At 50.8% G+C, this 22,428-nt stretch carries 20 protein-coding genes and 1 riboswitch; of the genes, 15 read left to right on the top strand and 5 right to left on the bottom strand.

Features of this window, described 5'->3' with window-relative positions; genetic code table 11:
• Positions 1-31 precede the first annotated feature (31 nt).
• On the bottom strand, positions 32-709 hold the full coding sequence (locus ACTHTY_RS10450) for a 7-cyano-7-deazaguanine/7-aminomethyl-7-deazaguanine transporter (RefSeq protein WP_371492739.1): 678 nt from the start codon (positions 707-709) through the stop codon (positions 32-34).
• A gap of 101 nt (positions 710-810) precedes the next feature.
• The gene (gene queF / locus ACTHTY_RS10445) at positions 811-1,284 is read right to left on the bottom strand and encodes a preQ(1) synthase (protein ID WP_254322376.1); all 474 of its coding nucleotides are present in this window, start codon (positions 1,282-1,284) and stop codon (positions 811-813) included.
• A 3-nt stretch (positions 1,285-1,287) separates the two neighbouring features.
• A riboswitch (PreQ1 riboswitch) is annotated at positions 1,288-1,332 on the bottom strand.
• 147 nt (positions 1,333-1,479) lie between these two features.
• Between queF and rfaQ the strand changes: the two genes are divergently transcribed.
• On the top strand, positions 1,480-2,562 hold the full coding sequence (gene rfaQ, locus ACTHTY_RS10440) for a putative lipopolysaccharide heptosyltransferase III (RefSeq protein ID WP_440367542.1): 1,083 nt from the start codon (positions 1,480-1,482) through the stop codon (positions 2,560-2,562).
• A 6-nt stretch (positions 2,563-2,568) separates the two neighbouring features.
• On the opposite strand, the gene ACTHTY_RS10435 is transcribed toward rfaQ, so the two are convergent.
• Positions 2,569-3,549 (bottom strand): hypothetical protein, encoded by a 981-nt coding sequence (locus ACTHTY_RS10435; protein ID WP_440367540.1) that lies wholly within the window; start codon positions 3,547-3,549, stop codon positions 2,569-2,571.
• Between the two features lie 363 nt (positions 3,550-3,912).
• Here ACTHTY_RS10435 and ACTHTY_RS10430 point away from each other — a divergent pair, with 363 nt between their 5' ends.
• A complete protein-coding gene (locus ACTHTY_RS10430) occupies positions 3,913-5,208 on the top strand; it encodes a M23 family metallopeptidase (RefSeq protein WP_440367538.1) in 1,296 nt (431 codons plus the stop codon).
• A gap of 92 nt (positions 5,209-5,300) precedes the next feature.
• On the top strand, positions 5,301-6,521 hold the full coding sequence (gene pncB / locus ACTHTY_RS10425) for a nicotinate phosphoribosyltransferase (protein ID WP_440367537.1): 1,221 nt from the start codon (positions 5,301-5,303) through the stop codon (positions 6,519-6,521).
• Between the two features lie 39 nt (positions 6,522-6,560).
• Here the strand turns inward: pncB and mtgA are convergent, their stop codons facing one another.
• Complete coding sequence (mtgA, locus tag ACTHTY_RS10420) at positions 6,561-7,262, bottom strand: monofunctional biosynthetic peptidoglycan transglycosylase (RefSeq protein WP_003684244.1); 702 nt, start codon at positions 7,260-7,262, stop codon at positions 6,561-6,563.
• A gap of 2 nt (positions 7,263-7,264) precedes the next feature.
• Positions 7,265-8,074 (bottom strand): shikimate dehydrogenase, encoded by an 810-nt coding sequence (gene aroE, locus ACTHTY_RS10415; RefSeq protein ID WP_440367536.1) that lies wholly within the window; start codon positions 8,072-8,074, stop codon positions 7,265-7,267.
• Positions 8,075-8,244: 170 nt separating this feature from the next.
• Between aroE and ACTHTY_RS10410 the strand changes: the two genes are divergently transcribed.
• From ACTHTY_RS10410 to ACTHTY_RS10355, 12 genes are all read left to right on the top strand, one after another.
• Complete coding sequence (locus ACTHTY_RS10410; protein WP_308187285.1) at positions 8,245-8,634, top strand: surface-adhesin E family protein; 390 nt, start codon at positions 8,245-8,247, stop codon at positions 8,632-8,634.
• 238 nt (positions 8,635-8,872) lie between these two features.
• Positions 8,873-10,291, top strand: coding sequence for a type I glutamate--ammonia ligase (glnA, locus tag ACTHTY_RS10405; protein ID WP_440367534.1), 1,419 nt, complete (start codon positions 8,873-8,875; stop codon positions 10,289-10,291).
• 375 nt (positions 10,292-10,666) lie between these two features.
• A complete protein-coding gene (locus ACTHTY_RS10400) occupies positions 10,667-11,317 on the top strand; it encodes a site-2 protease family protein (protein ID WP_440367532.1) in 651 nt (216 codons plus the stop codon).
• 131 nt (positions 11,318-11,448) lie between these two features.
• A complete protein-coding gene (gene dusB, locus ACTHTY_RS10395; protein ID WP_440367530.1) occupies positions 11,449-12,453 on the top strand; it encodes a tRNA dihydrouridine synthase DusB in 1,005 nt (334 codons plus the stop codon).
• 69 nt (positions 12,454-12,522) lie between these two features.
• The gene (locus ACTHTY_RS10390) at positions 12,523-12,762 is read left to right on the top strand and encodes a Fis family transcriptional regulator (protein ID WP_440367529.1); all 240 of its coding nucleotides are present in this window, start codon (positions 12,523-12,525) and stop codon (positions 12,760-12,762) included.
• Positions 12,763-12,805: 43 nt separating this feature from the next.
• Entirely contained in the window at positions 12,806-13,540 is a 735-nt protein-coding gene (locus tag ACTHTY_RS10385) for a glutamine amidotransferase-related protein (protein ID WP_440367528.1), read from the top strand.
• Positions 13,541-13,616: 76 nt separating this feature from the next.
• On the top strand, positions 13,617-14,492 hold the full coding sequence (locus ACTHTY_RS10380; RefSeq protein ID WP_440367527.1) for a DMT family transporter: 876 nt from the start codon (positions 13,617-13,619) through the stop codon (positions 14,490-14,492).
• 65 nt (positions 14,493-14,557) lie between these two features.
• On the top strand, positions 14,558-15,376 hold the full coding sequence (locus ACTHTY_RS10375; RefSeq protein ID WP_107737404.1) for a hypothetical protein: 819 nt from the start codon (positions 14,558-14,560) through the stop codon (positions 15,374-15,376).
• 51 nt (positions 15,377-15,427) lie between these two features.
• Positions 15,428-16,654 carry a chloride channel protein gene (locus ACTHTY_RS10370; RefSeq protein ID WP_070588039.1) on the top strand — a complete coding sequence of 409 codons (1,227 nt, stop codon included), beginning with the start codon at positions 15,428-15,430 and terminating at the stop codon, positions 16,652-16,654.
• Between the two features lie 162 nt (positions 16,655-16,816).
• Entirely contained in the window at positions 16,817-18,397 is a 1,581-nt protein-coding gene (gene purH / locus ACTHTY_RS10365) for a bifunctional phosphoribosylaminoimidazolecarboxamide formyltransferase/IMP cyclohydrolase (RefSeq protein ID WP_250615035.1), read from the top strand.
• 200 nt (positions 18,398-18,597) lie between these two features.
• Positions 18,598-18,726, top strand: a complete 129-nt coding sequence (locus tag ACTHTY_RS10360; protein WP_440367524.1) for a hypothetical protein — start codon at positions 18,598-18,600, stop codon at positions 18,724-18,726.
• A 764-nt stretch (positions 18,727-19,490) separates the two neighbouring features.
• On the top strand, positions 19,491-22,428 hold a 2,938-nt coding region (locus ACTHTY_RS10355; RefSeq protein ID WP_440367523.1), incomplete at its 3' end, for an ESPR-type extended signal peptide-containing protein.

Below are 22,428 nucleotides of genomic sequence, written 5' to 3'. Positions count from 1 at the left end.
AAGTTTCAGACGGCCTTTTTTTATCTGCTGTTTATTTGGCTAAAACCGATTCGGGCATTTCTTGACGGACGTTTAAGGAAGTCAGCTTTTTGGTCAAGATGCTTAATACGATGCCGTATGCAGGCAGGAAGAAGAGGGTGCAGATGGCGAGTTTGAATAGATAATCGACAAATGCGATGCCCTGCCAGTTTGCCGCCATAAATTCATCGTTGCTCGCATAAAAGGCAATGGCAAAAAACACCAGCGTGTCCAAAGCGTTGCCGACAACGGTGGAAGCAGTGGGGGCAATCCACCATGATTTCAGACGGCGTAATCTGTTGAACACGAAAATATCGAGGATTTGCCCAAGCGCATAGGCGGAAAAGCTGGCCAATGCGATACGGCCGACGAAGGTGTTAAATTCGGCCAAAGATGCCCAGCCTGTCCAGTTGCCGTCATGAAAGAGGACGGAGAAGACGTAAGAGAGTAGCAGGGCGGGGAACATCACCCAAAAAATAATCCGTCTTGCCAATGGTGCGCCGAAAATGCGCACGGTCAGGTCGGTAGCGAGGAAGATAAAGGGAAAGGAAAATGCGCCCCAAGTGGTAAAGATACTGAAAATTTGAAAGGGGAACTGTACCAGATAGTTGCTGGCGGCAATAATAAAAATATGGAAAAGCACCAGCCAGAAGAGTGCTTTCTTCTGCTGTGCGGCAGTAAATTCGTACATGGGAATCTTTCGGAAGTTTTTCAGACGGCATGAGGCCTTGCGAGACTGTGCAATAGAGAAAGTCTTGCAATAAAAAGGGCGGTTAGGCCGTCTGAATAGGATTATTGTGCATCGTGTTTAAACAGGCGTTTGCGTGCCAAAGCTTCAAACTCTGTGCCTGCTTTGCCGTAGTTGGCAAACGGATGAATGGCGATGCCGCCGCGCGGTGTGAATTCGCCGAATACTTCGATGTATTTCGGATCCATCAGGGCGATGAGGTCTTTCATGATGATGTTGACGCAGTCTTCATGGAAGTCGCCGTGGTTACGGAAGCTGAAGAGATAGAGTTTCAGTGATTTGCTTTCCACCATTTTGATATGGGGGATGTAGCGGATGTAGATGGTGGCAAAGTCGGGCTGGCCGGTCATCGGGCAGAGGCTGGTGAACTCGGGGCAGACGAATTTGACGAAATAGTCGTTGTCGGGATGTTTGTTGTCGAACGCTTCCAAAATTTCAGGCGCGTATTCGCTCGGGTATTGGGTTTTCTGGTTACCCAAAAGGGAGATGCCTTGCAGCTCTTCGTTGTTGCGGGACATGAGGTTTCCTTAGTTTTTTAATGTGGGAGGTTTTCGAACCACGGGGTGCGGATTGTAATATAAATTGCATGGCTTGTGCGGATTTTATAGCGATGAATCAGCAGGATAGCTTTCAGACGGCCTGTTTTGTATTTTATGAAACCTGTTTTCCGCTTTACAATAGCAGCCAATCAACAGGCCGTCTGAAAGTTTTGTATGTCTTTAGCCCAACCCAAACGTATTCTGATCATCAAATTGCGCCATCATGGCGATGTGCTTTTGAGCACGCCGGTGGTCGATGCGCTGAAAACCCGTTTCCCCGATTGCGAAATCGATATGCTGGTGTATGCCGGTACGGAGCAGCTGATTGCCGATAATCCGCAGATTGCGCAGATTTTGACCATTGATCGAAATTGGAAGAAGCTGGGCGTATTCAAGCAGTTGGCGTGTGAGAAAAACCTTTTTTCAAAGCTGAAGGCGCGCGATTACGACTGGGCTTTCAACCTGTCCGACCAATGGCGCGCGGCAATAATCGCCAAACTGTGCGCCCGTTGCAGCGTGGGTTTTGACTGCATCAAGCGCGACGGTTTTTGGTGGCGTTTCTGTCATGATTTTATCAACCATGAGCTTGATCCCAGCCATCATATCGTTGAAAACCAATTGAATATCCTTGCGCCGCTTATCCAGCCGGAAGACGTAGCCGATGCGAAAGTGCGCCTTTGGGTGGCACAAGATGCAAGGGAAAGCATGCGGCAGAAATTGCGTGAGCAGGGTTGGAACGGCGAAGATTATGTGTTGCTGCACCCGGGGGCGCGTTGGCATTTCAAATGTTGGGAAGACGGAAAAAACGCCGCCATCGTACAGCTTCTGCTCAACAGCGGGCAGAATGTCGTATTGACCGCTTCTCCCGACACTGTCGAACAATACATGCTTCAGGAAATTATAGGCCGTCTGAATATTCCGGAAGGCAGAAAAGTATATGTGTTGTCCGGATGCTTGAGCCTGCGTGAATTGGCGGCGGCCATTGAGGGCGCCAAACTGTTTGTCGGTGTCGATTCCGCACCGATGCACATAGCCGCAGCTTTGGATAAACCGCAAATCGCTTTGTTTGGCGCGTCATGGGTGGATAAATGGCGTCCGTATTCCGAGCAGGCGGAAGTCATTTATGCCGGCGATTATGCCGAACTGCCTCACCCCGACAGCATCGATACCAACGATCCGACACGTTTGTTGAAAGCGATTCCGTTGCAGGATGTGTGGGATAAAATTTCGGCCAAACTGGAGGCGTTGGAGGCTTAAAACCGCTTACCACGATCCGTTAAACGTTTTAGCTTTGCGCCAAAATGCCCATTTGGAACGGCGGCCGATTTCCAGCGTGTCGCCGTTTTCGCCGTCTGTGGCAATGCACACGGTTTTCAGACGGCCTGAAGCGAGTGCGTCCCATAAAGGTGCAAACCAACGGGTTTCCCAGCTTTCCAAAATATCTTTGTATGCCCAAACATCGCCCGTCTGTAAGGTGGAAACCAAGTCGTCCAAAAAGATAAGGCCGTCTGAAACCGTGTTGCCTGTTTCTTGAACCATCTCAAACCAAGCCTTCAAATCGTATGGTGCATCGAGTTTGGGCGTATCCGAAAAACGCGCCCATGCGCTGTCTGAGGCGACGATATCCGCAGACTGTGTACCGTCCGCATCATTCCACAGCCACAAACCGTTGATTTCCGGCAAGCCTTGTTGTTCGCGTGCTTGGTTAATCGGATGCGTGTGGAGAAACATTTGGATTTCCGTCTGCATGGCCAACCAAGACACCGCATCTTTGCCGTGCGCCTGACCGTCCATTTCCGGCTGCCCGCACACATCCAAAACACATTCCGCACCCCAATCTTCTATCGTCGGCATACTGAGCAGCCACATGCTTTCGCAAAGCGGCTCGAACTGCCAATCTTTATCTTGATAAAACGCCGACAAATCCGCACATAACCGTTGAGCCTCTTCTTTTTGGATGCCGATAAACTCGCCGCTGATAATGTTGACATGGTGCATGCCCATTTGTTGCCAAACCGGAGAGGCAAAAGCGGCCGCGCGTTTTTGGCTTGTGTGGCGTAAACGTTGCACTTGGGTAATGAGGCTGCCGTTCCACAAATGGCGGCCGTAAAATTCAGACGGCCTGAGTGTTTCTTTGCGTAATATGCCGTAACGCAAAAGACGGTTAAAAGCAGGTAAGACAAGCGCAGGGACGGATTCGTCGGCAAAGCGGTTGAGCGAGGGGAGGGCGAGGGTCAGCTTCATAAGCGCAAATAGATAGAAAAACCGTTATTTTACGCGACAAATGATGCGTTTCGGAACCTTGCCCTCACGCCCTGAAAAAGAGCCGTTCAGACGGCCGGTTTGGAAAAAACGGGCTGTCATGTTAAAATGCGTGGCGTAAATTTCAGAAAAACAGGGTGTAAATCAACACAATAGCCCTGATAATAACGTCAATCTCAAACACGACCTCATTCATTCCGAATGAAAACCTGATTTTCAGATCGGAAAAAAGACTCAAAGTCCTTTATCCCCAAAACTGTTTAAACCAGCAGGCGGTCGCAGCAGGCCGGATGTGCCGGCATTCTGCAAACCTCAAAAAACAGACCGCCCCATTAAGGATAACGCGTGATTAAAAACAAATATTCCACTCGATTCAAAGCAACCCTCTTAGCGTTTCTGCTGCCGGCTTCAGGCATCATGACCGCATACGCTATTACCGACCCTCAACCTGCACAAACCGATTTCAAAGTCGAGCGTATTTCCGAAGAGCTGCCAGCCGTTTATGTGGAAACCAATACCTATCAATCCAGCTATTGGGCGCAAGAAGCCGTCCAAGCCGGCGACTCTTTGGCAGACGTTTTGACGCGCATGGGTGTCAACCAAGAAGACATCAAGCAAATCATGGCGAAAAACAATGCCAACCTCGACATGAAAAACCTGCGGACCAACCAATCCGTCAACATCCGCATTGATTCTTCAGGCCAAGTGACCGATGTTCAATTCTTTACCGATGAAGAATTGGAACGCAACTTGGTGGCTTTGGAAAAAGTTAAGGGTAAATGGCGCATTTCCAATGCCGAAATCGACATGAAAACCATGCCGACCCTGCGTTCCGTGCAAATCCGCACTTCCGCCATCGGCGATATGCTCCGTGCCGAAATTCCTTCCGAAGTGTATATCCAGCTCAAAGAAATCTTTGCCGATTCGTTCAATATGAGCGACTTGGGCGAAGGCGATACCGTGCGTCTTTTGTACAACAGTATGTATTTCCGCGGCCAGCAAATGGCGGTCGGCGATATTTTGGCGGCTGAAGTGGTTAAAGACGGCAAAACCTACCAAGCCTATTATTACAGCCAAGGCAAAGGCGACGAAGAAAGCGGTAGCTACTACGACCAAAACGGTAAGTCCCTGCAACAAAAAGAAGGCTTTAATACCGAGCCTGTTGCATACACGCGCATTTCTTCCCCGTTCGGCTACCGTGTCCACCCGGTTCTGCATACCGTCCGTATGCACACCGGTATCGATTATGCCGCGCCGACCGGTACGCCTATTAAGGCCGCTGCCGACGGTGAAGTGATTTTCAAAGGTTGGAAAGGTGGTTACGGCAATACCGTGATGATTCGCCATGCCAATGGTGTGGAAACCCTGTACGGCCACATGAGCGCGTTCAGCCCTGCCGACGGCAGAGTCCGTGCCGGCGAAGTGATTGGTTTTGTCGGTACAACCGGCCGTTCGACCGGTCCGCACCTGCACTATGAAGCACGCATCAACGGCCAGCCGGTCAACCCGACTACCGTCGCCCTGCCGACGCCGAAGTTGACCCCGACCAATATGGCCGCGTTCCGCAAACAGCAAAAAGATGCCAGCACGATGTTGTCTACTATCCGCTCTTTGCCGGTTTCCGTAGCGCAGCTGGATTAATAAGATAAAGGCCGTCTGAATAAGGTTTCTTTCAGACGGCCTTTTCCATTAAAATTGATACCTCAACGCCCACGTTTACTCAGAGAAAGCTTATGTCTGCTCATCAGCCCATTATCCAATCCCTGCTTGATACTGACCTGTACAAATTTACTATGCTGCAAGTCGTGTTACACCAATTCCCGCAAACCCACAGCCTCTACGAATTCCGCTGCCGCAACAAAGAGATGGTGTATCCGCTGGCCGATATTCAAGAAGACTTGGAACGCGAGCTCGACTTCCTGTGCCAGCTGCGCTTTACCCATGACGAACTCGACTATCTGCGCAGCCTGCGCTTTATCAAAAGCGACTTTGTCGATTATCTCGAACTTTTCCAACTCCAACGCCGCTTCGTCCAAGTCAGCCCTGACGATCAAGGCCGTCTGAACATCCGCATCGAAGGCCCGATGATACAGGCGATGTTCTTCGAGATTTTCATTCTTGCCATCGTCAACGAACTCTATTTCCGCCGCTTGGAAACGCCTGCCGTCATCGAAGAGGGCGAGCGCCGTTTGCAGGCCAAAGCGCAACAGCTGAAAGAAATTGCGGCTACACAAAATCCGAATGATCCGCCATTCCTTATTTCCGATTTCGGCACGCGCCGTCGCTACACCCTTGCATGGCAGGAACACGTTATCCGCACCTTGTTAGAAGCCGCTCCCGACATCGTGCGCGGTACCAGCAACGTTTATCTGGCTAAAAAACTCGGCATCACACCAATCGGCACCATGGCGCATGAGTTCCTCCAAGCCTTCCAGGCCTTGGACGTACGTTTGCGCAATTTCCAAAAAGCTGCGTTGGAAAGCTGGGTACACGAATACCGCGGCGACCTCGGCATCGCCCTGACCGACGTGGTCGGCATGGATGCCTTCTTGCGTGATTTCGACCTGTACTTCGCTAAACTCTTTGACGGCCTGCGCCACGACAGCGGCGATCCTTATGTTTGGGGCGACAAAGCCTACGAGCATTACAAAAAACTTAAAATCGACAGCCGCACCAAAATGCTGACCTTTTCAGACGGCCTCGATATTGAGCGTTCATGGGCGTTGCACCAATACTTCAAAGACCGTTTCAAAACCAGTTTCGGTATCGGTACCAACCTGACCAACGATTTGGGACACACGCCTTTGAACATTGTCTTGAAGCTCGTCGAGTGTAACGGACAATCCGTTGCCAAGCTCTCCGACTCCCCGGGCAAAACCATGACCACCAACAACACCTTCCTCGCTTACCTGCGCCAAGTGTTTGACGTACCGGAACCGGAAGAGAAAGCTTAAAAACAAAGGCCGTCTGAAATGTTCAGACGGCCTTTTTCATTAATCCATATCGCTTTCAGGCAATTCTGCCGAACCCATGCGGCGTAAGATGATATTGGTTTTGTTGTGCATCCGTTTGCTCTTAGGATGGTCTGCGTAAAACAGCGGAGCCGGAACGCGCGCCGTGAGCTTGGCGGCTTGTTGGCGGGTGAGGGCGGAGGCAGGTTTCTTGTAGAAATACTGGGATGCAGCTTCCGCGCCGAATACGCCGTAGTGCCATTCAATTGAGTTCAGATACAGCTCAAAAATGCGGTCTTTGTCTGTAACCGCTTCCATCATTGCCGTAATCGCCGCTTCCTCGCCTTTGCGGATGTAGCTGCGGCTTTCGTTGAGAAACAGGTTTTTCGCCAGCTGCTGGCTGATGGTCGAACCGCCGGCTTTAACTTCGCCACTTTGCTTATTGCGTTTCATGGCGTATTTGATGCCGTTCCAGTCAAAGCCGCTGTGTTCGGCAAAGTTGGCGTCTTCGGAAGCAATCAGGGCTTTTTTGAGGTTGACGGAAATTTGGTCGTAAGGCACCCAGCGGTAATCTAGCTCGACATCGCGGCCTTCTTTTGCAAACTGGCTCATGCGCATGGACATGAAGGCGGTTTTGCTGGGCGCGACGGCGCGGTAGGTAATGATGTTGCCGTACACATAAGCGTTGAAGAAAATGAAGATGCCGATGGGCAGGGCAATCAGCCATTTGATGATGCGGAACATGGTTACAGGGCTTTCATGTATTCGATAACAGGGCGGATATCGGGCGTAAATCCGCGCCAAATATGGTAGGAGGCGGCAGCCTGACCGACCAGCATGCCCAGGCCGTCTGAAACTTCGGCAGCGCCGCTGCTTTGGGCAAAGTTCAAAAACGCCTGCGCCGCGTCGCCGTAAACCATATCGTAGGCAAGGCGGCAGTTGCGGAAAATTTCAGGGCTGACAGCAGGAAGCTGACCGCTCAAGCCGCCGGACGTGCCGTTGATGATGATATCAAAACCGCCGTTCAAATCCGCCATCGGGACAGCTTCAATGCCGAAAAGCCGCGCCAATTCCTCGGCTTTGGCATGGGTACGGTTGGCAATGACAATACGGGTAGGGAGGTGTTCTTTCAAAACCGGAATCACGCCGCGCACGGCGCCGCCTGCGCCCAAAAGCAAAATGGTTTTGCCCTCGATGGCAATGTTTTTAACCTGCGTGATGTCGTTGGCCAAACCGATACCGTCGGTATTGTCGCCACGTATTCTGCCGTCTTCCAACCACACCAGCGTATTAACCGCGCCGGCAGCCAAAGCGCGGTCAGAATGCTCGTCTGCCAGCGCAAAAGCTTCCTGCTTGAACGGAACGGTTACATTCGCACCTTGCCCGCCCTCGGCACGAAACGCCGCAACAGCCTCGGCAAAACCGCCGATTTCGGCACAAATGCGCTCATATCCAATGGCTGCGCCTTCCTGCAGCGCAAATTGCTGATGGATTTGCGGCGATTTACTGTGTGCAACGGGATTGCCGAAAACGGCGTAACGGGGGAGGGTAGTCATGGTCGTGTTCCAAAAGACGGGACGGCTATTTTATAACGGCGGCGTACAGATGGAAACGATGCCGTCTGAAACGGTTGTCAGGTAGCATGATGGAATATTTGTTTCTTGAAAAAAAAGTCATTTTTTTACAATTTAACTTTATTTTGTTGATAAGGACGAAAGGGACGGACATGAAAAAGATGTTGTGCTTGGCAGTATTTGCATTAGGGTTGGCAACGCCGGCGGTGGCGGAAGATTGGGTGTTGCTAGGTATTAACAGTAACAATACTACCATATTTGGTGATGCAGACAGCCGTACGGACAATAGTGCATGGTTTGAAACAAGGTACGCCAAGCCGAAAAAGATGATTAGCAATGGAAAATTTTATAATACAGCTAAAGCGTTGGAAGAAATGGATTGCAGTGGTAAACGTTTTAGGGCTTTGACAGTAACGTGGTATTCCGAATCGGGAAACCCTATCGGTTCTTATACACCATCCTATGCCGAATGGAGTTATGTTATTCCCGGTACGGGTGGAGAGAGTGTGTACAAATTTGTCTGCAACCACGATCCTCGTTGACCATTTTCAAATCAAACAACAGATGCCGTCTGAACTGCTTTCAGACGGCATCTGTTTTGTCGGCATTCGGATAAAAGGGCGGGCATTCCGCTTTTGAATAGACAAACCGAAGCATATTGTTGACAATCTTGCCGTCTGAAACTATATTTCAGTGCGTAAAAACGGGCGCCCTGATGTATTTCAGACGGCCTTACCGTGATAGAATAACAAATTATACCTAATCCCTCAGGAGCTGAAGATGTCCATCAAAGACGCTGTAAAACTGATTGAAGAAAGCGAAGCCCGCTTCGTAGATTTGCGCTTTACCGATACCAAAGGCAAGCAGCACCACTTTACCGTACCCGCCCGCATCGTCCTCGACGATCCCGAAGAATGGTTTGAAAACGGTCAGGCGTTTGACGGTTCGTCCATCGGCGGTTGGAAAGGCATTCAGGCTTCCGATATGCAGTTGCGTCCCGATGCATCTACAGCCTTCGTCGATCCTTTCTACGACGATACCACCGTTGTCTTTACCTGCGACGTTATCGACCCGGCCGACGGTCAAGGCTACGACCGCGACCCGCGCTCCATCGCACGCCGCGCCGAAGCCTATTTGAAATCTTCCGGCATCGGCGACACCGCCTACTTCGGCCCTGAGCCTGAATTCTTCGTTTTTGACGGCGTAGAATTTGAAACCGACATGCACAAAACCCGTTACGAAATCACGTCCGAAAGCGGCGCATGGTCAAGCGGCCTGCATTTGGACGGTCAAAACACCGGCCACCGCCCGACTGTCAAAGGCGGTTACGCACCCGTTGCGCCGATTGACTGCGGTCAAGACCTGCGTTCTGCCATGGTCAATGTTTTGGAAGAACTCGGCATCGAAGTGGAAGTTCATCACGCCGAAGTCGGTACCGGCAGCCAAATGGAAATCGGCACGCGTTTTGCCACTCTGGTTAAACGTGCCGACCAAACCCAAGACATGAAATACGTGATTCAAAACGTTGCCCACAACTTCGGCAAAACCGCCACCTTCATGCCCAAACCCATCATGGGCGACAACGGCAGCGGTATGCACGTCCACCAATCCATCTGGAAAGACGGTCAAAACCTGTTTGCAGGCGACGGCTACGCCGGCTTGAGCGACACCGCGCTCTACTACATCGGCGGCATCATCAAACACGCCAAAGCCCTGAACGCGATTACCAATCCGTCCACCAACTCTTACAAACGCCTCGTGCCGCACTTTGAAGCGCCGACCAAACTGGCCTACTCCGCCAAAAACCGTTCCGCTTCCATCCGTATTCCGTCTGTGAACAGCAGCAAAGCACGCCGTATTGAAGCACGTTTCCCTGATCCGACCGCCAACCCATACTTGGCGTTTGCCGCTTTGTTGATGGCCGGTTTGGACGGTATTCAAAACAAAATCCATCCGGGCGACCCTGCCGATAAAAACCTGTACGACCTGCCTCCGGAAGAAGATGCATTGGTGCCGACCGTTTGCGCTTCTTTGGAAGAAGCATTGGCCGCCCTCAAAGCCGACCACGAATTCCTCCTGCGCGGCGGCGTGTTCAGCAAAGACTGGATCGACAGCTACATCGCCTTCAAAGAAGAAGATGTCCGCCGTATCCGCATGGCGCCGCATCCTCTGGAATTTGAAATGTATTACAGCCTGTAAAACAGCTGAGGCATTTTAAATAGTAAATCAAAGGCCGTCTGAAACTGGATTTGAAGTTTCAGACGGCCTTTGGACTTGAAATAGATAGGGTAATTGAATCAGGTATGATAGCGAGAAGCAATGAATCATACTGTTTGAAAGCCTTTATGGAATCGGTACTGCGTGTTAAATTTCAGCATGACAGGCCTTTTATTAAAGATATTCGCCATTACTTTATAGTGAACCAGTCTTCAAACTAAATCCGCAAGGTAAGGGCATTACTTGGGAAGAGCTGAAAGAGTCTTTCGATTCGGATAAGACAGAAGAAGATTAAAGCCTCAGGCCGTCTGAAAGGATATTTTCTGTTTTCAGACGGCATGTTTGATAAGGAAAACCATGTTTGCAAATTTTGATTTAGGCGTATTTCTGCTGGCAGTATTACCCGTGTTGTTGGCCATTACCGTTCGTGAAGTGGCACGCGGTTATACGGCGCGGTATTGGGGCGACCATACCGGCGAGCAGCTTGGGCGTTTGACGCTCAATCCGCTGCCGCACATCGACCCTGTCGGTACGATTGTCGTGCCGTTGGTGTGTCTGATGATAGGCAGTTTTCTGTTTGGTTGGGCGCGTCCTATGCCCATCGATTCGCGTAATTTCCGTGATCCACGCCGCGCGTGGCGTTGGGTGTCGATTTCAGGCCCGATTGCCAATCTGATTTTGGCGTTCTTTTGGGGTTTTGTCGTCGTACTTGCTGCGTATGTGCCTGAGTCTTATCAAGCGCCTTTGGCGCAGATGGCCGGTTACGGCGTGATGGTGAACTCGATTTGGGTCGCATTTAGCCTGATTCCGATTTTGCCTTGGGACGGCGGTATTTTTATCGATACCTTCCTTAACGCCAAACAGTCCATGCAGTTCCGTAAAATCGAGCCATACGGCACATGGATTATCCTGATTCTGTTGTTTAGCGGTCTGCTGGCCAAACTGATTTGGCCGATTATTGCTATGATTCAGGACGCAGTGCAGATGGTTGTTATGTTGTTTATTTAAATGTTTTGTCTGAAAAGGCCGTTTGAAACCCAGTTTCAGACGGCCTTTTTCATTGTGTAACATGTAAATACGATTGGAAAAGTTGCTTAAAAATTGTACAATTTCAGCCCTTTCAATTTGGCGCACACATCATGCACATCGGCGGCTATTTCATTGACAACCCCATCGCACTTGCCCCTATGGCAGGCATTACGGACAAACCGTTCCGCCGGATTTGCCGCGAGTTTGGCGCAGGGTGGGCGGTATGCGAAATGCTGACCAGCGATCCGAGCTTGCGCCATACCAAAAAAACCTTGCGCCGCAGCGATTTTGAAGGCGAGGGCGGAGTTGTAGCCGTGCAGATTGCAGGCAGCGATCCGCAACAGATGGCGGAAGCTGCGCGTTACAACGTCGGCCTGGGCGCGCAGGTGATTGACATCAATATGGGCTGCCCGGCCAAAAAAGTCTGCAATGTGCAGGCAGGCAGCGCATTGATGCAAAACGAGCCTTTGGTTGCCGCAATCTTGGAAGCCGTTGTCAACGCGGTGGACGTACCCGTTACCCTCAAAACCCGTCTAGGCTGGCACGATGAACATCAAAACTTGCCGACCATCGCCAAAATCGCCAAAGAATCAGGCATCGCAGCCCTTGCCATCCATGGCCGCACCCGTACACAGATGTACAAAGGCGAAGCGCGTTACGAACTGATTGCCGAAACCAAAGGCCATCTGAACATCCCCGTTTGGGTCAATGGCGATATTACTTCGCCGCAAAAAGCCGCCGCCGTCCTCAAACAAACCGCTGCCGACGGCATCATGATAGGGCGCGGCGCACAAGGCAGGCCGTGGCTTTTCCGTGATTTAAAACATTACGCCGAACACGGCGTTTTGCCGCCGGCCTTAAGCTTGGCAGAATGCAACGCCACCATTTTGAATCACATCCGCGCCATGCATGAATTTTATGGCGAAGTGGCCGGCGTACGCATCGCCCGCAAACACATCGGCTGGTACATCGATGAAATGCCCGACGGCGAGCAAACACGCCGAGAAATCAACCGCTTGGACAGTGCCTCAGCACAATACGATACCCTTGCCGCCTATCTTGAGACGCTTTCGGAGAAAACCGACCGCTGGGTATGCCACTATCGGGAAGGCTAAAGGGTTTCAGACGGCCTCATCATTTAAAAATAAATCCATTTAAAAACAAATCCAAAGAAAGACATGACGATGAATCAAACGACGACTGACATTGCGCAATGTATTGAACAAAACTTACGACAATACTTCAAAGACTTGGATGGTACAGAGCCTTGCGGCGTGTATGATATGGTGGTGCATCAAGTGGAAAAGCCGATGCTTGCCTGCGTAATGGAGCAATGCGGCGGAAACCAGTCTAAAGCGGCCGTTATTTTGGGTTTGAACCGCAATACCCTGCGTAAAAAATTACAACAGCACGGTATGCTGTAATACGGCAGGGCAATCCGTCCTGACGGTCGAAGGAGAAATAACAATGCAAAATCCGAATAAATTAAATATCCATTTCATCTTGCACGAGGCATTTGAAGTGCCGGGAGCATATTTGAAATGGGCGCAATGGCGCGGACATAACATCAGTACAACCAAAGTGTACGAAAGGGAAACCCTGCCTGACAATGTGGACGATATAGATTTTTTGATTGTGATGGGCGGGCCGCAATCGCCTGATGAAGACAGGCAGGCATTCCCGTATTACGACCCCAAATCCGAGCTGCGCCTGATGCGTCAGGCGATGGCGGCGGATAAATATATTGTCGGCGTGTGTTTGGGTGCGCAGCTTTTATCCGTTGCCTACGGCGCGCGCCACATACGCAGCACTGAGCGTGAAATCGGCATTTATCCGATTGAGCTGACGGCGGAAGGTTTGGCGGATGCCCATGTTTCCCTGTTGGGCAAAACCTTGAATACCGGCCATTGGCACGGCGATATGCCCGGTTTGACGGATGAGGCGGTTGTGTTGGCAACCAGCAAAGGTTGTCCGCGCCAGATTATTCGTTTTGCGCCCAAACATTATGCCTTCCAGACCCATTTGGAGTTTGACCGTGAAGCCGTCGGGCTGCTGATTGCGGTGGACGGACGCGAAAATGTGGCCGAACAAAGCCAAGCCCAAACTTATGTCCAGCATCCGGATAAAATCGAAGCGGCGGATTTCAGTGAAATGAATGCCAAACTCTTCGACTTTTTGGATTCGCTGACGCAGACAAAATAAAAAAGGCTAACCCTCCAGGCCGTCTGAATAATAAATATAGAGAAGAAACGATTAACCCTTTTTAAAAGGTCGGACCATGTTCTATCAAATACTTGCCCTGCTGATCTGGGGCAGCTCTTTTATCGCTGCCAAGTATTCTTACGAGATGATCGACCCTGCGCTGATGGTTGAGGCACGGTTGTTGATTGCCGCATTGATGGTGCTGCCGTCGTGCCGCCGTCATTTGGGTAGGATTCCGCGGAGCGAGTGGAAGCCGTTGTTGTGGATTTCCTTTGTCAACTACGTTGTCGTTTTGATGCTCCAGTTTATCGGTTTGAAATATACATCTGCCGCCAGCGCGGTTACCATGGTCGGGTTGGAACCCTTGCTGGTGGTCTTTGTCGGTCATTTCTTCTTCAACGACAAAGCGAAAATTTACCACTGGATTTGCGGTGCGGCGGCGTTTGCCGGCGTGGGCATGATGGTAATGGGCGGCGCGGAAGAGGGCGGTACGATTGACTGGTTCGGCTGTCTGTTGATTTTGCTTGCGGGATTGGGTTTTGCAGGCGTGATACGTCCGAGCCAGCAGATGGTTGCCCGTATCGGTGCGCCTGCATTTACCGTGGCTTCCATGGCGGTGGCAGCGGTGTTGTGTCTGCCGTTTTCGCTGGTGTTGGCAGACAGTTATCAAATCAACTGGTCATGGGGCGGTACGCTGTCGATTTTGTATATGGGGATCGGTTGCAGTTGGCTTGCCTATCTGTTGTGGAACAAAGGCATGAACAAAGTCCCTGCCAACGTCTCCGGCCTGCTGATTTCGCTTGAGCCTGTCATCGGCGTTATCATGGCGGTGTTAATTTTGGGCGAACATTTAAGTGCTATGTCTGCGATGGGCATTACCGTCGTTATTGCGTCCACTTTTGTCGCCGGTATGCTGGCGCGTATCGGCAACAAACACAAAAAGGCCGTCTGAAAACGGTTTCAGACGGCCTGAAGTAAGCAGTACTTTTTTCAATAAAACATTTTGGGAAAATTTCTATGAAACGCATTATCTCCCTGCTTTTGCTTGCCTGCCCTATTTTGACGTCGGCTGCACCCGATAACGACAAAGCCGCTGTACAGGCCGTCATTGCCAAGTATTACAACCGACCGCTTGCCGCGCACAAATGCCAGCTCGCCAAGCCGCCGAAAGACAGTGAGACAGCATCTGACAACATTATGTATTGCATGAAACCTGTTGCCGATCATACCGTAACGCGCAACGGCAAAGCCGCGCGCTATGTGTTGTACACAGGTTTTGCCTACGATATGGAACAAAAAGTAAAACAGGACGCTCATGTTTCTTCCGGTCTGGCAGAATTGTTTGTTTTGGAGAAAACAGACGGCAAGTGGGCAATCAAACAGCACGGAAAAGATAAAATCGGCGCATGGGGCGAGCCGCCGGAGAATAAGGAATGGAAGTTTGTTCAGGTGGGCGCACAAAACTGGGGCTATGTTGCCGAATCAAGTTATACAGGCCAAGGCGACACGACGACTTCGCAAAACTTCCTGTTTACCGATGATAGCAACCGAATCCGCAACAGCGTCATGATCAGCGGTAACGATAACGGCGCATATTTTGGCGATTGCGATGAATTGAAAGGGCGTGAAAAACGCCTCTGCAAAGACAGATATACCAGTCTGGAAGCCAAAATTGCTTTTGACAAAAGCCGTCCTGCCGTATCCGGCGTATGGGCGCTGACTGCAAAACTCAGCGGCGTATCAGGAAAGAAAAATTATAAAAATCAGAAATATATTTTCCCTTATAACGGCAAAACCCACGTCGCCCCCAAAAACTATCCCTTGGGCGGACAATAGTTCCCTCGAAAAACGCTTTGATCAAACCACTACTACCTCAAGTCAAATCCCGTGAAAGAAACGCATAAACTTTGGGCCGCCCTCATCATTACCGGCATTATCGGCGGCATAGTCGGCATTGTATTAACCGAAATCATGCATACAATTCAACATCTTGCCTACGGTTACGGTTCAGACGGCCTATACGTTTCATTCCGAGAGGGCGTATCGCAGGCAAGTCCTGCGCGGCGTATCGGAGTGATGGCCTTTTGCGGCGCGGTGGTCGGCTTGGGGTGGTGGTTGCTCAAACGCTACGGCAGGCCGCAACCGAGCATTAAAGCTGTGGTTAAAAATCCGCTCGCCGGTTTTCCGTTTTTTGAAACCGTCAGTCATGCTCTGTTGCAAATCATTACCGTCGGGCTTGGCTCGCCGCTCGGCCGCGAAGTTGCGCCGCGCGAAATGACTGCTGCCTTTGCTTCAGTAGGCGTCAACCGTTTCGGGTTGAGCGAAGACGACACAAGGCTGGTCATTGCTTGCGCCTCGGGTGCAGGTTTGGCAGCCGTGTATAACGTGCCGCTCGCCTCCACACTTTTTATCCTCGAAGCCATGCTGGGCTTATGGACTCAGCAAGCCGTCGCCGCCGCATTGCTGACTTCCGTCATCGCCACTGCCGTCGCGCGCATCGGCTTGGGCGACGTGCAGCAATATCATCCGGCTAACCTTTCCATCAACACATCATTACTTTGGTTTTCCGTCATCATCGGCCCAGTACTAGGCGCAACCGCCGTCTTTTTCCAGCGTACTGCCCAAAAGTTCCCCTTCATCAAGCGCGACAACATCAAAATCATTCCCTTGGCCGTCTGTATGTTTGCACTCATTGGCGCGATTTCCGTTTGGTTTCCCGAAATTTTGGGCAACGGCAAAGCAGGCAACCAACTGACCTTTGGCGGATTGACCGACTGGCAACACAGCCTTGAGCTGACCGCCGTCAAATGGCTGGTCGTCTTGATGGCGCTGGCGGCAGGTGCATACGGCGGCCTGATTACCCCGTCCATGATGCTCGGCAGTACCATTGCCTTTGCAGCTGCCGCCGCGTGGAACAGCGTTTTCCCAGAAATGTCGTCCGAAAGCGCGGCCGTTGTCGGAGCCGCCGTTTTCCTTGGCGTTTCCCTCAAAATGCCACTGACGGCCATCGTCTTTGTTTTAGAACTCACCTACGCCTCCGTTGCCTTACTCATGCCATTATGTGCAGGCATGGCAGGCGCAGTATGGGTGGCAAAGAAAATGGGATTTCAATAGGCAAAAGCAAAAGGCCGTCTGAAACCAAGTTTCAGACGGCCTTTTACAATAAAATTGTTAACAATATCTATAAAAACCTACTGCCAAAAAGGCGAAAATAGCGGATAATACCGCCCTGAAAATTCATACCATATCGATTAAACCTTCAACAAAGGAAATCCCATGTCTTCCATCAAACGCGCCCTGATTAGCCTATCCGACAAGACAGGCGCAGTCGAATTTGCCCAAACCCTGACCAAGCTCGGTGTTGAAATCCTCTCTACCGGCGGTACAGCAAAGCTCTTGGCTGATGCAGGCGTTCCCGTTATCGAAGTTGCCGACTATACCGGTTTTCCCGAAATGCTCGACGGCCGCGTGAAAACCCTGCATCCGAAAATCCACGGCGGCATCCTCGGCCGTCGCGATTTAGACGAACACGTCGCCAAGATGGAAGAACACGGCATCGGCAATATCGATTTAGTGTGCGTCAATCTCTACCCCTTCGCCGCTACCATCGCCAAACCAAACTGCACACTGGAAGACGCGATTGAGAACATCGACATCGGTGGCCCAACCATGGTGCGCTCTGCCGCGAAAAACTGGAAACATGTCGCCATCGTTACCGACACAGCCGATTTCCCTGCCATCGCTGCCGAACTCGAAGCCAACAACGGCGCATTGAGCGACAAAACCCGTTTCAACCTCTCACGCAAAGCATTCAGCCATACCGCCCAATACGACGGCATGATTTCCAACTACCTGACCTCACTTTCAGACGACGTCTTAAGCGGCCAGCCACAAATCGGCGAATTTCCAAGCCAGTTCAACCAAAGCTGGATTAAAGTGCAAGACATGCGCTACGGCGAAAACCCGCACCAACGCGCCGCGTTTTACCGCGATATTTACCCCGCCGCAGGCAGCCTTTCCGCCTACAAACAGCTGCAAGGCAAAGAATTGTCGTACAACAACATTGCCGATGCCGATGCCGCATGGGAAGCCGTCAAATCCTTTGACGCGCCGGCCTGCGTGATCGTGAAACACGCCAATCCGTGCGGCGTAGCCATCGCCTCCAATACCTTGGATGCCTACAAACTCGCCTACGCTACCGACACCACCAGCGCATTCGGCGGCATCATCGCCTTCAACCGCGAAGTGGACGGCGAAACCGTCAAACAAATTACCGACAACCAATTTATGGAAGTCCTCATGGCGCCGAAGTTCACCGCCGAAGCCCTCGAAATCGCCGCAGCCAAGAAAAACGTGCGCGTATTGGAAGTGCCGCTTGAAGCAGGTGCCAACCGCTTTGAACTCAAACGCGTCGGCGGCGGACTGTTGGTACAAACCCCCGACATCCACCGCCTCAACCGCGCCGATTTGAAAGTCGTCTCCAAACGCCAACCGACCGAGCAAGAATGGAACGACCTGATGTTTGTATGGAACGTCGCAAAATACGTCAAATCCAACGCCATCGTCTTCGGCAAAGGCGGCCAAACCTACGGCATCGGCGCAGGCCAAATGAGCCGCGTGGACAGCACCCGCATCGCCGCCCGCAAAGCGCAAGATGCCAATCTCGACCTCAACGGCGCCTGTGCCGCTTCCGATGCCTTCTTCCCATTCCGCGACGGCGTAGATGTCATTGCCGAGCAGGGCATCAAAGCCATCATCCATCCCGCAGGCTCCATGCGCGACCAAGAAGTCTTTGACGCAGCGGACGAACACGGCATCGCCATGGTCGTCACCGGCATCCGCCATTTCCGCCACTAATAAGCTGATATAAAATAAAGGCCGTCTGAAAACAAAGTTTCAATATCATGAAACCCGTTTTCAGACGGCCTTCTTCAATCATCAAACAATTTAGTGACCTAACTGTAAATCAGGACAAAGCAACCAAGCCCCAGCCCGTCCGATTCATGCAGCAACACAACGCCACACAAGCCTAAAACCAACCCACTCAGAGAAAAAACATGAAACACATCCTCCTCATCCTGACCCTTGCCACACTCACCGCCTGCACCTCCAGCCATACCGGCGGCTACGGCTATGCCGGCAACAACGGCGCATCCGCAGGCGTAACCCAAACATTTCGTTGGTAAGGCCGTCTGAAATACAGCATGGTTTTACACCATAGAAAACAGACCGATTCCAAACGTAAAGGCAAGTTTTACACTTGCCTTTTTAACGCTGTCCATCGGCTCAATAGCGCATAAATTCGTGTCATTTGCCCGCTGTTTGCTATGTTAGAAAACGTTAAAGGCCATCTGAAAACAGGCGATATAAACCCATCACACGGTTTAAACCGATCCTCGATACAAATCTCATTAATTCTCTAAATAAAAGCTGACATTTAAATCTATCACTAAAATAACTATCCTGTTAACATATTATTTAATAATCATTATTATTTAAAATTTCAATAAAAATCATATAGTTAGAAAAGGCGTTTAAAAAAACAACAAGTAAATCTAACTAGCATGACCGTTGAGGGCGAAAAAATAACACTTTATCGGAAGAGTTGATTTGTAAAACCAAACGCATATAAAATTTGGACAAGGATTCCGAATGCATTGAAAGAAGCTGACAAAAAGTGACTGGTTAAGAAACAAGCTGACAAAAAACGGCACATCGTTTCCCAAACTTCACAAGCTTCCCAAAATGTATCAGCATAAAATCCCATAAAACAGGAATTTAGCTGCCATTCGGCCGAGTGGAGACTTTTGGCACGGGAATTGCATACAGGAGATTACGGCATGAAACCGCATAAAGGGGAAACTCTGAAATGCGGCAAATGTGTGGACAGGCGGTTTACAGCCGAGCAACACGTCCCAAAAGAAATCAAACCCCTTACAGGAAAATCGATATGAATAAAGTCTTTAAAGTCATTTGGAACCACGCGACCCAGACATGGACCGCGGTTTCCGAAATCAGCCATGCACACGGCAAAAAATCCGCTTCTGACAAGCGTAAAGCCGTAGCTGCTGCGGTGGTTGCTGCAGGTGCTTTGATGGCATCTAGCGGAGTAGAGGCCGCTGTAAGATTGGGAGGTAGTGCAGTAGACATTACTCCTGATGGTACTTACAACGGTTCTAACAGAAACGTTGGTGTCAACTCTGTTGTAGTGGGTTATCAAAATACTGCCAGCAGTCAAGATGGCACTATCGCTTACGGTGCGAACAATACTGCGACTGCAAACGCAGCATTGGCAGTAGGTAATAACAATATCGCAACCGGCGGTGCATCGACTGCAATGGGTGTAAGCTCTGTTGCAAGTGGTGAAGCTTCTGTTGCAATCGGTAATGTAGCCCAAGCAACTCAAATTCGTGCGACTGCAGTAGGTAACCGTGCAACTGCTACTCAAGACTCCGCAAGTGCATTCGGTAACCGTGCAAATGCTGGTGCACAATTTGCAACAGCTATTGGTGATAACTCCAATGCAAATGCTGCTGCAGTTGCTGTAGGTACGCATGCAAACGCTGAAAAACAAGATTCTATCGCTATTGGTAACAACGCTCATGGTGCTTGGACCAATGCTATTGCTGTCGGTAAAGATACTGTGGCAAGCCAAGACCACGCGATTGCAGCAGGTACTAGCGCAAATGCGTCAGGTATTCAAGCTGTCGGCGTTGGTTCATATACAAAAGCAGAAGGTAATCTGACAGTTGCAGTTGGTCCATATGCGCAAGCCAATAAAGAAGCTGCAATTGCTGTAGGTTCTAACGCTACTGCTGCTCAGTCTAACTCTATTGCTGTGGGTCAAACTGCCACTGCGTCTAACAATAACTCCATTGCTGTCGGTACTAAATCAGTTTCTAGAGGTGATAACGCAATTGGTGTCGGTGCTTATGCTGAATCAACTGCTCACCGTGCTACCGCTATCGGCGTGTTGTCTCAAGCTAATGGCACAGGCTCATTTGCTGGTGGTGCATCTGCTCAAGCAACAGGTGAAAATTCTGTAGCTATTGGCGGTGCGATGGATGGTAATTTCGGTAATAAAGCAGGTTCTGCTGCTAAAGCAATCGGTAACAACTCTATCGCTTTGGGTACTCAATCTAAAGCTGCTGGCAATAACTCTATCGCTCAAGGTAACGGTGCAACTGCTAAGCAAGCTGCTGACGTTGCCGTAGGTCATTCTGCTACAGCTGACGGTACTTCTACTGGCGCTGATGGCGACGGCGTAGTAAATAATGCCGGTTCGGCAATGGCAATCGGTACAGAAGCTCAAGCAACCGGTATCGTAGCAACAGCCATCGGTGAGCGCTCTAAAGCTCTGGCAAACGGCGCGGTAGCATTGGGTGGCGACGCTCAAGCCAAACAAGGTTCTGACGTAGCAATCGGTCGTGGTTCCGTAGCTGACGGTACTTCTGCTGCAGCATTCGGTCCTGCTGCTACAGCAACTGGTAAATACTCAGTAGCTTTGGGCGTACAAAGTAACGCTGCTTCTAAACAAGCAATTGCATTGGGCCGTGGTGCTCAAGCTAATGGCGGTGAATATGCAACTGCTCTGGGTAACGGTGCTCAAGCAACAGCTAAAAACACTCTGGCTTTGGGTACTGAAGCTAAATCTACTATCGAAAACAGCGTAGCTTTGGGTAACGGTTCTACAACCAGCAACTTCGTACCTACTAACACTGCTACTGTTGGCAGCTACACTTACAGCGGCTTCGCAGGTGCAACCAGCGGTTTGGGCAATGGCGCAGTATTGTCTGTAGGTTCTGCAGGTAACGAACGTCAAATCCAAAACGTTGCCGCAGGTCGTATCTCTGCAACTTCTACCGATGCAATCAACGGCTCTCAATTGTTTGCCGTAGCAAACCGCATCGAAAACCTGAATCCGTTTGTATTCACAGGCCACAATGGCAGCGGTAGCTCACCAGCTGAAGGTACTTACAAATACGATCCTAAATCAAATGCCAATAACACTCTGAAACTGATCGCTGGTAACGGTTTGACAATGACCTCAAACGGCACTAACGAGTACACCCTGAGCGTAATCGGTGGTGGTTCTACTGGTGCTACCGGCGCTACTGGTCCTAAAGGCGAAAAAGGCGATACCGGTCCTGCTGGCCCTAAAGGCGACAAAGGCGATAAAGGTGACACTGGCGCAGCCGGCGCTAAAGGCGATACTGGCGCAGCCGGCGCCAAAGGTGACACTGGTGCAGCTGGCGCTAAAGGCGAAAAAGGCGATACTGGTGCTGCTGGTGCTAAAGGCGACACTGGTGCAGCCGGCGCTAAAGGCGACAAAGGTGACACTGGCGCAGCCGGCGCTAAAGGCGATAAAGGCGATAAAGGTGACACTGGTGCAGCCGGCGCTAAAGGCGACAAAGGTGACACTGGTGCAGCCGGCGCTAAAGGCGACAAAGGCGACACTGGCGCAGCCGGCGCTAAAGGCGATAAAGGCGATAAAGGTGACACTGGTGCAGCCGGCGCTAAAGGCGACAAAGGTGACACTGGCGCAGCCGGCGCTAAAGGCGATAAAGGCGATAAAGGTGACACTGGCGCAGCCGGTGCTAAAGGCGATAAAGGCGATAAAGGTGACACTGGTGCAGCCGGCGCTAAAGGCGACAAAGGCGATAAAGGTGACACTGGTGCAGCCGGCGCTAAAGGCGATAAAGGTGACACTGGTGAAGCCGGCGCTAAAGGCGACAAAGGTGACACTGGCGCAGCCGGCGCTAAAGGCGACAAAGGCGACAAAGGCGACAAAGGCGATAAAGGTGACACTGGTGAAAAAGGTGGCAGCATCACAGGTGAAGTTGTAGATAATGGTGACGGTACCCATACAATCACTATTACTGATCTTG

The sequence above is a fragment of the Neisseria sp. P0019.S002 genome (assembly GCF_051957155.1).
GTDB classification, from domain to species: Bacteria; Pseudomonadota; Gammaproteobacteria; order Burkholderiales; family Neisseriaceae; genus Neisseria; species Neisseria perflava.
Note: the sequence above shows the minus strand (reverse complement) of the source record. Positions and strands in the feature narration are given on the sequence as shown.